Annotated in this window: 9 protein-coding genes; 4 read left to right on the top strand and 5 right to left on the bottom strand. The window is 45.9% G+C overall.

Annotation, left to right across the window (positions count from 1 at the left end; translation table 11 throughout):
• Window positions 1–111 precede the first annotated feature (111 nt).
• Window positions 112–4,260, top strand: a complete 4,149-nt coding sequence (locus ON006_RS29155) for a carbohydrate-binding protein (protein ID WP_244821701.1) — start codon at window positions 112–114, stop codon at window positions 4,258–4,260.
• Here the strand turns inward: ON006_RS29155 and ON006_RS29150 are convergent.
• Window positions 4,257–5,240 carry a GlxA family transcriptional regulator gene (locus ON006_RS29150; protein ID WP_244821700.1) on the bottom strand — a complete coding sequence of 328 codons (984 nt, stop codon included), beginning with the start codon at window positions 5,238–5,240 and terminating at the stop codon, window positions 4,257–4,259. The two genes, ON006_RS29155 and ON006_RS29150, sit on opposite strands and share 4 nt — an antisense overlap.
• 187 nt (window positions 5,241–5,427) lie before the next feature.
• Here ON006_RS29150 and ON006_RS29145 point away from each other — a divergent pair, with 187 nt between their 5' ends.
• Window positions 5,428–5,925 (top strand): DUF1579 domain-containing protein, encoded by a 498-nt coding sequence (locus ON006_RS29145; RefSeq protein WP_244821699.1) that lies wholly within the window; start codon window positions 5,428–5,430, stop codon window positions 5,923–5,925.
• 128 nt (window positions 5,926–6,053) lie between these two features.
• Here the strand turns inward: ON006_RS29145 and ON006_RS29140 are convergent, their stop codons facing one another.
• From ON006_RS29140 to ON006_RS29130, 3 genes are all read right to left on the bottom strand, one after another.
• Window positions 6,054–7,127 carry a sterol desaturase family protein gene (locus tag ON006_RS29140; protein WP_244821698.1) on the bottom strand — a complete coding sequence of 358 codons (1,074 nt, stop codon included), beginning with the start codon at window positions 7,125–7,127 and terminating at the stop codon, window positions 6,054–6,056.
• A 664-nt stretch (window positions 7,128–7,791) separates the two neighbouring features.
• On the bottom strand, window positions 7,792–8,697 hold the full coding sequence (locus ON006_RS29135; protein ID WP_244821697.1) for a hypothetical protein: 906 nt from the start codon (window positions 8,695–8,697) through the stop codon (window positions 7,792–7,794).
• 24 nt (window positions 8,698–8,721) lie between these two features.
• On the bottom strand, window positions 8,722–9,132 hold the full coding sequence (locus ON006_RS29130; RefSeq protein ID WP_244821696.1) for a hypothetical protein: 411 nt from the start codon (window positions 9,130–9,132) through the stop codon (window positions 8,722–8,724).
• 195 nt (window positions 9,133–9,327) lie between these two features.
• Here ON006_RS29130 and ON006_RS29125 point away from each other — a divergent pair, with 195 nt between their 5' ends.
• Window positions 9,328–11,256: a tetratricopeptide repeat-containing sensor histidine kinase gene (locus ON006_RS29125; RefSeq protein WP_244821695.1), complete on the top strand. Its 1,929-nt coding sequence runs from the start codon at window positions 9,328–9,330 to the stop codon at window positions 11,254–11,256.
• A gap of 53 nt (window positions 11,257–11,309) precedes the next feature.
• Window positions 11,310–11,927, top strand: a complete 618-nt coding sequence (locus ON006_RS29120) for a response regulator (RefSeq protein WP_244821694.1) — start codon at window positions 11,310–11,312, stop codon at window positions 11,925–11,927.
• A 48-nt stretch (window positions 11,928–11,975) separates the two neighbouring features.
• Here ON006_RS29120 and ON006_RS29115 read toward each other — a convergent pair whose 3' ends face one another.
• On the bottom strand, window positions 11,976–13,421 hold the full coding sequence (locus tag ON006_RS29115) for an arylsulfatase (protein ID WP_244821693.1): 1,446 nt from the start codon (window positions 13,419–13,421) through the stop codon (window positions 11,976–11,978).
• Window positions 13,422–13,772 lie beyond the last annotated feature (351 nt).

Raw genomic sequence — 13,772 nt, 5'->3', positions numbered from 1 at the left:
TTCGTAGTAGGTAAAAATTAAATTTGAGGGGAACTAGAAAAGTTTCTACATTTGAAATAGGGTTTCTATAAAAAACCTTGTATCCCCTCAAAAAATTTAATGCTGATTTGAATGAAAAGATTTTTACTTATCTCCTTAATTTTTTGTACCCTCACCACGCTTGCCCAGTCGTATAAACCACTTCCAGGAAAGATCGAGGCAGAAGACTTCTCAGCAATGAACGCAGTAGGCACTGAGCCTACTACTGATGTGGGTGCCGGCCAGAATGTAGGCTGGATTCGCGACGGTAGCTGGATGGACTACAACGCAGAAGTTGCTACACAGGGCTACTACACTTTCAGGTTTCGCATTGCAAATGGCTACACGCCTGATGCATCTTTATCCCTCAAATCTTCGAATGGTACCGTTCTCGGTCAAATCATTTTGCCTCAAACAGGCGGAATGCAGGGCTGGAAAACGGTGAGTTTCATCGCATTGCTTCCCCAGGGAAAACAAACTTTGCGGATTTACGCTGACAAAGGCAACTGGAATTTCAACTGGTTCGAAGCATCGGCTTCCAAAGCTATTGCGGGAAGGATCGAAGCCGAAAATTTTGACGCCATGCGCGACGTACGGACCGAAACGACAGCTGATACAGACGGTGGACTCGATGTTAACTACATTGACGATGGCGACTGGATGGATTATAATTTAAAGACCACAGCATCAGGAAGATATACAGTCAATTTCAGAGTAGCCAATAGCTATGGCAGCGGCGTTATTGAAGTAAAAAATGCGACTGGCACTGTGCTGGGGCAGGTTAATGTACCTCAAACAGGCGGCTGGCAGAGCTGGAAGACGATTAGTACCGAGTTGGACCTTCCTGCCGGAAGTCAGGTAGTAAGGATTTTTGCGAAAAAGGGTGCCTTCAGTCTCAACTGGTTTGAATTTACAACTGCTGCAGAGCCGGTAACGGTGATAGGGAAAGTAATTCCCGCCAAAATAGAGGCAGAGGCTTTTGATGCCATGAACAACGTTGCCACCGAAAACACCACGGATACTGACGGCGGCCGAAATGTGGGATGGATACAGGACAATAGCTGGATGGACTACAAAGTTCACGTTCCTGAAAGCGGTTTTTATACATTCAGTTATAGAGTTGCGAATGGTAACAGCCCCGCAGCGACACTAGTTATGAAAGCCAGCAACGGATCGGAACTGGGTCGTCTTACGGTTCCGCAAACCGGCGGAATGCAAGGCTGGAAAACGATCAACCTCATCGCATCGCTTCCTGCAGGAAATCAAACGTTGAGAATCTTCGCTGAAAAAGGTGGCTGGAATTTCAACTGGTTTGAAGCGAAAGCATCCCGCCCATTGACAGGAAAAATGGAAGCGGAAACCTTTGACGTCGCGAAAGACGTAAGGATTGAAGCAGTTACCGATACGGACGGTGGCTCAACAGTGACTTACATTGACGACAGCGACTGGCTCGACTACAATGTAAGCATCGCAACTGCCGGTACTTATACATTCAATTTCAGAGTTTCCAACAGCTACGGGAATGGTAATATCCAGATTAGAAATAGCGCAGGTACTGTCCTGGGCTCGGTAGATGTACCGCGTACCGGAGGGTGGCAAACGTACACCACCATTCGCACTACTGCTGTGCTGCCGGCCGGTAGGCAAATCATCCGGATTTTCGCCAATCGCGGCGCATTTAACTTCAACTGGTTCGAGGTGACACCGGGATCGGTACAGAGTCAATCAGTGATCACATTTAATGAAATAACACCCAAAAACCTTTCTGAGGGATCGTTTAACCTGATTGCAAGCAGTACCAATCCTGAAACGCCGATTTCTTTTACCTCGTCCAATCCATCGATTGTATCAGTGTCAAACGCGACCGGTGTATGGAAAGCTACACTCAATGCGGCCGGGCAAGCAGCGATTACCGCTACACAGCCAGGGAACAACAACTACCTAGCGGCAGCTAGCGTATTAAGGAACGTTACGGTAACCGGAAGCACTGAAAACGCTAATATCGGGACAAAAATCCCCATTGACCCAAAACGCTGGTACCAGCTGACTAATGCTTCGAATGGACTGGACGGCTTTTTTGACGGTAAGACACAAGAAAATGTGTTTACAGGCTGGGGAAAAATCATCAATAATTACGAAGCGTACTATCCCCTGCAGGATGGTGAACAAATCACCTTGCAAGGTGTCAAATTTTTCGACTACACTGGCTCCGCAATTGACCAGCCGATGGTATTGTCCGTAATTACCGACCAGTGGCAACGTATTCCCGTCGCTACGTTTACCGGCGAAATTTACAATGGCTGGGTGGGACCCTATCCCAATAGAAACGCGCAGTTTAACCTGGATGCGGCCGTTTCAAATATCCGTTATCTTGTATTGACGATCCCCAACATACTTCCTACGGAGATTGAATTTTATGGAACTTACACACCACCAAGCCCCTCGGGACAGGCAGCCCGTGCAAAAAGTATCAAAATAAAAGATATGCTGGGCGTGAATGGTTATGAATGGAATTTCCAGGACGGCGCGCATACCGGGTCATTGGTAGAAAGCAAAGTGACAGCTGCCAAGAGTTTTACCGGCCTGCGTCATTATATGGACTGGGAAAAACTGGAATCGACCGAAGGCGTATTTTCGTACAACCCTACATTGAGCGGAAGCTGGAATTATGACCTCATTTACGAAAGGTGCAAGCAGGAAAATATAGAAGTACTGGCCTGTCTTAAAACACTGCCGAACTGGATGCTGAATACTTACCCCACGGACCAAAGAGATTCAGAAAATGTGCCGGTACGCTACGGGAAAGACTTTACACAGCCAATTTCTTACATTGAGCAGGCCAAAGTGGCATTCCAATATGCAGCTCGCTATGGCAGCAACCCAAATGTAAATCCTTCATTGCTTAGCGTTTCAACTACACCAAGATGGTACGGCGACTATCCTAATACAGTAAAAATCGGCCTGAACCTGATCAAATACATTGAATGTGACAACGAAAGAGACAAATGGTGGAAAGGCCGCAAAGGTTATCAAACCGCACGTGAATATGCAGCAAACCTTTCAGCATTTTACGATGGTCACAAAAATACAATGGGAGCTGCAGTAGGTGTAAAAAACGCAGATCCAAATATGAAAGTGGTTATAGCAGGACTTGTAACCGGCCCGGATTACGTAAAAGGAATGGTTGACTGGTGCAGGGAGTTCCGCGGCTACAACCCGGATGGAACTGTCAATCTGTGCTGGGATGTCGTTAATTTTCACATATATACCGACAATGCATCTTCCAGCCAGAGCGGAACTTCGACACGTGGCGCAGCTCCTGAAAAAACCAATGCAAACCTGATCTTCGACAATTTTGTAAAAGTAGCTCGTGAAGTATCAAATGATCTACCCATCTGGATCACAGAAACTGGCTACGATTTGAGTGAAAACAGCCCGTTGAAGGCCATTGCAATCGGTGACAAATCCCCGATGCAGACCCAGGCTGACTGGATACTTCGCACTTCGTTGTTTTCGGCGCGTCACGGCATTGAAAAGTTATTCTTTTACCAAATGTATGATGACAATCCTGCGGGAGGGATGTTTGGCTCTTCGGGATTACTGAACGACAACCAGACCCGCAGGCCGGCAGCGGATTTCTTCGTCCAGACCAACAAGCTCTTTGGCGAATATGTTTACAAGGAAACAATCCATTCCGATCCTATCGTAGACCGCTACGAACTCAACGGGAAGTCGGTGTTTATCCTTACTGTACCCGATGAAATTGGCAGAACAGCTCCATATACGCTCAATCTCAATGCGACGGGCATTGCTAAAATTTACACCCCGAAAGCAGGAAGCGACAACATGGATATGGCGGAATTACCGATCGTAGACGGCAAAGTGACCGTTACAGCTACGGAAACCCCCATTTTCGTGATCGCGTCCAACGATTCTAACGCAAGGACCGGTGCAACACAACCGGCAGCGCCCGAGGAACCTTTGCATGTGGCGGTAAATGTTTATCCTAACCCGGTAGCGGACTTCATCAGCATTGACCTGGCCAACGAGCTTACCGCTGAGGTGGAGATCAGAGTGTTTGACGCTAAATCGGGACGGTTGTATAAAGATACCCGCATCCAAAAATCGGACAATAAATTTTCACACAAACTGAACATGGTCAATTTCCCCGCCAGCATCTATATCATTGAGATCAAACAAGGTAATGACCGCGCATTCAGAAAAGTGGCTAAGGTAAATTAACTAACCCTGCTGTCCAGTTTGGCGATATTGAACTTGTACCGGTATTCCTTAGGGGTGACGCCGGTACTTTTTTTGAACAGCTGTCTGAAAGATTTGAGATCGTTATACCCCGAGTTCAGCATTACTTCCAGAACGCTCTGATCTGTCTGCGCTAGCAATTTTTTAGCCGCTTCAATGCGCGTGCGTTGTAAATATTCAATGGGCGTAACGCCTATCGCCTGCTTGAACCGACGTACCACATTACGCCTGCTGGCAGGAATATCCTGGATCAGCATTTCGATGGTACTGCCTTCCTGGTACTCCTTTTCAATTTTCTGCTGCGCCATATTGACCAGCCCATCACCATGGTTCTGTGAAGGCATGAAGGTCCCGAAATAGGTTTGTTGCTCGCGGTCCATATCGATGGCAAACATCTTGGCGGTACGTAAAGTCTGTTCCTTGCCACAATGCCGCTGGATCAGGTAAAGCATTAAATGAAAGCTGCTGGTAGCACCGCCACTGGTGTAGATCCCTTTGTCCTCGGTTACTACCGCATCACTTTTCATGATTATTTCGGGAAAATTAGAGGCCAGGGCCTGGGCCGAATCGATGTGAGTAGTTGCCTCTTTACCATTGAGTAGTCCCGCAGCCGCCAGCAAAAATGCGCCGGTACAAAAACTGGCCAGCTCAGCCCCTTTTTTATATTGGTCCCAAAGCCAGGGAATAAGCATCTGGTTTTTGGCTATCGAAATTTTAAGATCACCGGCCCCGAAGGCAGGTATTAATATTAAATCCTGCTGCTCAGCAGAGTGGATAGACTGCATCGGATACGAGCCATAGAATTGGCCCGGCTGCATTTCAGGAGAAAGTAAATTGATATTAAAGAACGTCGGCTCGTTTGCCCTTTCATAAAATCCATTGACGGATTCAAAAACATCTAACAAAGCAGCAACACTTAGCAAACGGTGCTTGTGTGTTATCAAAAGACCTAGATTTACCATCCTTAATACAAGTTTAATTCAGTCATTTAACTCCTCTTATGTACCATATTTTTTGCCAAGTTAATATTTTTTTGTCTCAAATACCCCTGTTTATGGCTTTTTAAACCATTATTAAGCTGAACCTTTATTCCTATTTTTGTCATAGACAAAAAGGATTTACTACCATTACTGGCAAAAAAACTGAATCATGGGCAAAACTAAATTCGATATATCACTGGAATCAGGCGTTCATCAGAAACTTCAATCCTTTACGGGAAGTTGGGAAGGAAACACGACCACCTGGTTTGAACCGGGCGTGATCGCCGACGAGTCGCCCATGTCGGGAACGATCAGGCCGATACTCGGCGGGCGGTTCCTGCTGCACGAATACAGCGGCAGGTTGAGCGGGGATGCTTTTGAAGGAATGTCCATTTATGGTTTTGACATTGCCAGCAACACTTTCCAGGCAGCCTGGATCGATAATTTTCACATGGGGACCGGCATCATGCTTTCCGGCGGTTCATTGATCGAAAAAGGGTTTTCAGTTCTGGGAAGTTACGGCGGCCCCGATATGCCCGAGCCCTGGGGCTGGCGCACCACCGTCGAGCTCATCGACAACGATCACATCACCATTACAGCCTACAACATCTCCCCTGATGGGCAGGAAGATAAGGCTACGGAGACGGTTTACGCACGGGTAGGGTGAGCGTGGTGAAGGATTTCCACAGCATTAAACAAAAAACGGTACCGCAGGCTATATACCCACAGTACCGCTCGAATCCGTACCTTAAACAGGTTTCAGGAATTGTCAGGGATTAATACAGTAATCGCTTTTTAGGCAACTGCCACATTCGCCGTTTCCTGTTTCAATGTAACGGTTTCTGTCTCTGGTACGGCATCTCCGACCATTGGGCCGTTGGCTGCCAGTTCGCTGCCTTCCTTTTTTGATTTGAAAACAGGCCATAGGAACTGGGCATACCATTCCTCTTCCTGGTAATGTTTGATACCAAATGAAGTTGGATATTTCCGGGTAATGATGCCTGTCCCGAAAATCAGGTCCCAGACGAAAAACATGTTCCCGAAATTGCCTTTGTAATTGCCGATGCCGTCGTCTGCCGTATCAGCATGGTGTGCATAATGCGTGGCAGGAGTGGAAATCAGTCGTTCCAATACCCAGCCGATCGGATTAAGCCATTTGATTTCGTAAAACGGCTTGTCCCAGGGAATACTCGAATGTGCGCCGGTAGTGATGAGTGACTTGACCACTTTGACAAACAATGCTGCATAACCCAACCCAAGATAAGTGAGAGCCACCGTCAGGTAAGTTTGTGAGAAGAAAATGGTATAGATAATGTTCTGCCGACCGGCCATTGCCATACCCATATAAGGCGCTGAATGGTGCGTGCGGTGAAAACGCCAGAGCCATGGTAGCTGATGATGAATGCGGTGATACCAGTACTGCGTCAGATCGTCGGCAACTGCAATGATCAAAAATGCCCACCAGAATGGAACCCATTCGAAGATATTCTTGGCAGCTGGCAAAAGGTATGGCATCAGTTGCAATCCAAAGTATGCTACAAACGGCTTAACTACTAATTTGGGTACCACAAAGCAGACAATGTCCAGCGTGCGCTCATTCTTGGTCCATTTGTTTTCATAAAGACCGACCGCGAATTCGATCACGCCAACGCCCAGGACGATCGCCGCAAGTCCCCAGCTGCTGAGGTTTCTGAATACATCTTCCAGGAAACCGGGCGCTTTAAATGGCAGCTCGTTGCTACCCTGCCAGGGTTTGTAGCCAGTCAGGTAAAAAGTTGTGAACATCAGGGCAATGGGCGCAACATACAGCAAAATGCTGATCAGAGCGTCCCGTGATATTCTTTGGGCTATGGCACTTTCCACTTTCATAAACAGGAAATATTTTAAGGTGAACAGGACAGATTAATGGAGAAATTTCACCGCAAGCCAGATACCTCCGGCAATCAATGCGAATGGTGCAGCTGTTAGAAAAATGCCCACTGCGATCTTCTTAGCGAGTAATATGACGTCTGAGATTGTCATGTTGATAGTAAATTAGATTGATACGGTGGCCCGGTGGTCCATAAACGAACTATATAACATTCAGAAATATCCCGGGACAGCATGACTGGCAACTGAAATCGCCAACCACCGAAAATTTCAGATGATCAGTCAAAACTGCCTGATGGGATATTTCCGAAGTAAGATCTTGGATTAGTATCGCAGGGCTAACAACAACAGTACTGCAACGAAAGTAGGGGATCTGCACAAAGCAAGGAGGAAGTTACCACCTGTGCCTGCCGTGTCGACAGGTTTGCATAAAGTAAATTAACCGCTTTCATATTGAATGCTTGGATTAATACTCAGCTTAGGGCGGTTCAGAAGCTTTGTTATTAGTATACTTATTTGATAGACAAAGTAAGTTTAATGATTTTTAAAATGCAACAGTTTTTGAAATTTTGTTATAAAAAAATCCGACAAAGAAAATCTCCCGCCGGACATGAAAACAGACGAGGGCCAGCAGCCCCCGTCTGTCAAAAGTATATAAACCTATTTATTTCAATTCAGTCAGCCATTGCTGTGCGAAAGCGCGGGCTGCATGGGTAGGCGCTGCTCCCATCCGGTAACACAGTTTCCACACATCGTTTTTGCCTTCGTAAGCGGCATTCACAAACTTCTTGCGATCGGCCACCACTTTGGTCTGAGCGGCAAAGTCTACGCCTTTACTTTTCTCCAAAAACTCGCTCAGGCGTGCTGAAAGTACTTTTTTCGGATCTTTCCACTTCTCGTATTCCGCCGCATTGTTTTTGTTGTTCTTAGCAAGTTCACGTTCTTTCTGAGCTATTTCTTCCTGGGCAAGATGCTCGGCATACTGCTTTTTGAACGCTTCGAAATCTGACTTCAATAGTGGCTTAACTTTTTTAAAGAAAGCTGCATTACGCTTTCCGTCTTCAATGGTCTTTTTAAACTCAGCGCGCTGATCCGCTGGCAGGCTCGACAGCATACTTTCCATTCCGGCATAAGTTTCACCCGACTGGATCTGAATGTCGACCATCGGTTCAATGTTCTGAACTGTCAGCCCTTGTGCGTCTTTGATCCGGTAAGCCCTGATCTCAGCTTGCCTTTTTTCACTTAGCTTCGTATCAGTTTGCTGGTAGTTTTTGGCAAGCCAGTCGCTATAACGTTTTTGAAAGTCTTCTGAACCAAAATATAGCTTGACCAAACTGCCCGCTTTTTTGACCGCCGTTGCCTGATTTTCCGGCGCAATTGCGCGGCATGCTGTTTTGACAGAACTACTAAAATAAGGAGAGCTTACAGTTGTATTTTGTAAAGAGCTCCACAACCTTTCTTGCACATTTTTTTCGGTAATACCGAATTCGGAGTAATCATCTGAAAATGTGAAGTTCAGGAAGCAAAGGCAGAGACCGTAAAGAAATAGGGGACTTATTAAATTTTTCATGGCGATAATTTGATAAAAGAGGTACTATTGTTTGTCGGCAATCATTTCGATTTCATCTCCGTCAAGTACGATGAACACGGTCAGTTTACCTGATTTGAGATTTCCCACTTTCTGGGTGCCTTCGTAGATGTCAATTCCGGTACTTCCTGCATTTTTCAGGTTCAATGTGCCCAGGTCTTCATCCGGCTCGGAAACACCGTCGATCTTCGCTTTCATTATCCCGGTTACTACTTCTGCTGAAAATTTTTCCAGTTGTATTGTGATAACTGCTTTTGCCAGTTCCAACGGCTGCTCTTTACCATTTACCGTTAGTTTGGTCACTTTGTAATTTCCGGTTACCTGTGCGCTTAGCTCCGGTGCAGGATCTTTGTCCTTGTCATCTTTGCAGGAGAAGAATAATGTCGTAACAAATAAGAATAAAAGAACTTTTTTCATGGCTGATTTGAAAATAAATAGATGAGATGATTTTGTCATTTTGACCCGACAAAGGTAGCCTCATCCGCAAGCGGCAATCAATCCTCCAAAAGTAGGATTTTTGAAAAATCATGCTTTTAGAGGATATTATTAAAAGGTTTTATTTCAGAATTTTACACCCGTAATTTTCCAGCCCATACTCCTCTCACGGATACCATGAATTTTTTTTTAAGAATATCATTGCTTGTATTGTTATATGCCAGTGCTTCTGCTCAGAGCGTAGACGTGAATGCAATTCTGAAACGTATACAGGCCAGCAAGGAAGATACCAACCGCGTACTCGCCTACATTGAATATGGCCAGTACCACGAAAACCAGAATCTGGATAGTGCTGCCAAATATTATCTCAAGGCCGGTGCGTTGAGCGATAAACTGAATTACCTTACCGGAAAATTTAAGTTCCGTTCCAATTACACCTATATCCTCAATTTACAGGGTAAGTTTGATCAGGGTCTAAAATTGAACAAAGAAAGCCTGGTCATTGCGCGGGAAATGAACCACGCTGTCAATATCGGCAAGAGCCAGGCCAACATTGCAACCAGTTATGTGTATTTGGGTAATTTCCTCGAAGCGATCAAACACTATCAACTTTCTGTGGACCAGTTTGAAAAACTGGGAATGAAAGAATTCCTCCCACGGCTTTATATCAGCATAGGAACCGCTTTTGAGCATGCCAATTTGTTTAATAAGGCATTGGTATATAAAGAAAAAGCATTGGCACTGGCTAGGCCCGTGAAGGACAGCCTGCAATTGGCCGATATTCTTACCAACATTGGCGGGTCCTATTTCAATCTCAAAGATTATCCGAAAGGGCTGGCGCATTTCAGTGAAGGCCTTGCCATTGCGCAAAAAATTAAGTCTGATGTTTTCGTGATACAGGGCTATGCGGGACTCTCACGTACGAATCGGAAACTTAAAAATCTTGACAAAGCAAAAGAGTTTGGGGAAAAAGGGCTGGAACTGGCGAGAAAAACAGGGAATGTTTTCCTGGAAATGGAATGCCTGAAAACGCTGATGTATTTGGCCGAAGATACTAACCAGCCGGAACTTTCCGCCAAATACACGGAAGAAGCCCTTAAAATTGCCGAGGCCAATGAAATGACCGATCATTTGGTAGAGCTTTATGAAGACTACGCGACTGACCTTGCCCGAAAAAACAACTATAAGGCCGCCTACGATTACCTCATGAAATATACCATCATGAACGACTCCATTCAGGGCATAGACATACAAAAACAGCTGCAAGAGCTTGACGCCAAATACCTTACCGCACAAAAGGAAAAGCAGATCGTAACGCTTGAAAAGGAAAAACAAACACGAAACACACTCATTTATGGATTAATAGCGGGCCTTATTGCTTTGGCGCTCATATCGGTGCTGGCTTACAGAAACATTATCATCCGGAAACGTATCGCTGACAAGGAGGTTCAGCAGCTGCAGCAGGAAAAACAATTGGTCGCCACCAACTCCATTTTGAAAGGCCAGGAAGAAGAACGTACCCGCGTGGCGCGTGATTTGCACGACGGGCTGGGAGGACTATTATCAGGTATTAAATTAACTTTAAATTCCGTGAAAGGAAATGTAATTCTGCCCGAGGAAAGCGCTATGACCTTTACCAGGGCTCTCACACAATTGGACGGCGCGATCAGCGAGATGCGCCGGGTGGCACATAGCATGATGCCGGAAACACTGGTACGCTTTGGACTGATAGACGCTCTCAATGACTTTTGCGAAGGCATCAGCGCTTCGGGTCAGTTAAAAGTAATTATGCAGGATTTCGGTTTCGACAAACGTCTCGACTCATCTGTGGAGGTCGTACTTTACCGTGTTGTGCAGGAATTGCTCAATAATGTGCTGAAATATGCAGAAGCAACCGAAGCTCACGTGCAGCTAACCTGGGTTGAAAACAATGTCAGCCTTACCGTGGAAGACAATGGAAAAGGTTTCGACGTAAGCATACTCGATCAGAACAAAGGCGCGGGAATGCGAAATGTGCAGGCACGTGTGGATTACCTGAACGGCAAGCTGGACATTCAATCCAAACCAGACGAAGGAACTTCTGTTTTGGTAGAGATTGTGGTTTAACAATCCTGCGTTTGGTCTGAAAATATAAATGACATACCCTTAAAAAACTTCGTATGAGCGTAAGAATCCTGATCGTAGATGATCATCCATTGGTTTTGGAAGGATTAAAATCACTACTGTCCGACAGCGAGGGCATAACTATGGCCGGCACAGCTTCCAATGCGATCGATGCGATTGCATTTTTGAAGAGCAACGAAGTCGACATTGCTTTCCTGGACATTAACCTGCCCGATATCAGCGGAATTGAGCTTTGCAAAAAAGTAAAAGAGCAGTTTCCAGATGTTAAAACACTGGCATTAAGCACATTCAGTGAGCGCGCTTATGTGTCGCGCATGATCCAGAATGGTGCTTCGGGTTATCTGATCAAAAGTTCGAGTAAGGAGGAAATCCTGGAAGCCATTCAGCAGGTCCAGGCCGGTGGATATTTCATGAACGTGAATTTTGACCAGAGTGCATCCTCTCCTACCCCGAAAACCGTTCCCTTTCTGACCCGCAGAGAGAAAGAAGTGTTGCTATTAATTGCCGAAGGCCTCACTAATCCACAGATCGCCGATCAGCTTTTTATAAGCGTCACCACAGTCAATAGTCACCGACAGAACCTGTTAATGAAGTTTGAAGTATCGAATACAGCTTCATTGATTAAGCTGGCTGCTGGATTGGGTTTGATATAAAAAAACTTACCAAGTCTGGGAGACTTGGCAAGTTTCGTTTCGTTTCGTCTAATTCGTAGCCAGGCTTCCGAAGGGAAAAATTGAAGAGGATATATGGGCTTTATTCATAATTTGCCCCAATTCTTTCGCTTTTTCAGGAAATTGCGGGGTTACATTGGTCGTTTCGCGCGGGTCCTTGGAGAGGTCGTATAATTCAACGAGACCATCAGGATTACCGGCAGCTTTAAGCCGTACAGCCTTCCAGTTTCCCTGACGTACAGCCTGCCTGCCGCCCTGCTCGTGGAACTCCCAATACAAATAATCATGCTTTTTCTGAGTTACTTTGCCTTTCAGCGCATCTGTGAAAGGGATGCCGTCAATATTGCGGGGTGCTGCTATATTAGCCAGCTCGGCAAACGTGGGCAATATGTCCCAGAACGCCCCGATGAAATCATTCTTGCTCCCCGGCTTGATCACCCCTGGCCAGCGTGCTGCAAAAGGTTCCCTTATCCCTCCTTCGTACAAGTCGCGCTTTACGCCTCTCAGCCCACCGCTGCTATTAAAAAATTTAGGATCCGCGCCTCCTTCAATGTGAGGACCATTGTCGCTGGTAAAGATCACCAATGTGTTCTTATCCAGGCCTTTTTCTTTCAATTTTTCCATTACCTGGCCTACATACAGGTCCAGACGGGCAACCATGGCTGCGAATGTCGCGCGGGGAAACTCCTGTGAAGTGTATCCGCCATCCGTGGCTTTGGGACCGTAGTCAGCCCCTCGGTAGGGCCTTTCTTCAAATTTTCCTTTATAGTATTGAAAAAGGCTGTCATCGGGAACAAGCAGCTCGGCATGCGGGAGAATGTAAGGCAAAAAGAGGAAAAACGGCTGCTTTCCGTCCTGGCTGTTTACAAAGCTCAACGCTTGTTTCTGGATCAGATCGGGTGCATACTCTTTGCTATACATGAGGTTTTTATTGGCCTCAAGAACTATTTTTGTCTGGTTATCCCAAAGGTGGTTCGGGTAGTAGCGGTGCGCAAGGCTCTGGCAATTGTATCCGTAAAACCGATCGAAACCCTGCTTGCCCGGCTCGCCTTCCGAACCTACCGGCCCCAGGCCCCATTTACCAAAAGCAGCAGTGGCATAACCCGCTTTTTTTAAAACTTCGGCTACGGTTACCACAGAATCCGCGATAGGCTGCTGCCCCTCGGGCTCCACGCTCTTATTTCCTCTGATGTAAGTATGTCCCGTATGCTGGCCACTCAGCAAAGACGACCGCGAAGGAGCACAAACAGAAGTACCGGCGTAAAACTGGCTAAAAATCATCCCTTCTCTCGCCAGCTTGTCAATATTAGGTGTTTTTACCAGCTTCTGTCCATTAAAACCTACATCACCATATCCGAGATCATCTGCAAGAATAAAAATGATATTCGGGCGTGCCGCCTTGGGAGCCTGCGCCATCACGACATTTCCACCAACAAAAGGTAAAAGGCAGACTAGCAATGAAATATATATCTTCATTTGTACTTACTCAGTTGATACAGTTCCAAAAGGCATTGAAACCGCAAGATTACTTGTAAAAAGCTAAGTTCCGAGCTTTAAAAGCATATTTTTTGTTTTGGAGACGCGGTTAACACACATTCTGTTGACCGGCAGAGGAGAAAAAGCAGATTTGACGGGTATCTTTGCTTCTGATACCCTACGACAGCCCAGACGACCGCCTGAATTGACAACCACCGAAAATTCCCGCAAGTCGGACCGGGCTGTTCATTAGGGTATCAGAAGCAGACACTACTTATTCTTTGAGATTAAAAGCAATCTTATAGTCTACTAAGTTGATAGACAAAATAAGGAGAATAAAATCAAACAAGC

This window comes from Dyadobacter pollutisoli, from assembly GCF_026625565.1.
GTDB lineage: Bacteria > Bacteroidota > Bacteroidia > Cytophagales > Spirosomataceae > Dyadobacter > Dyadobacter pollutisoli.
This window is presented reverse-complemented; position numbering and strand designations above follow the sequence as displayed.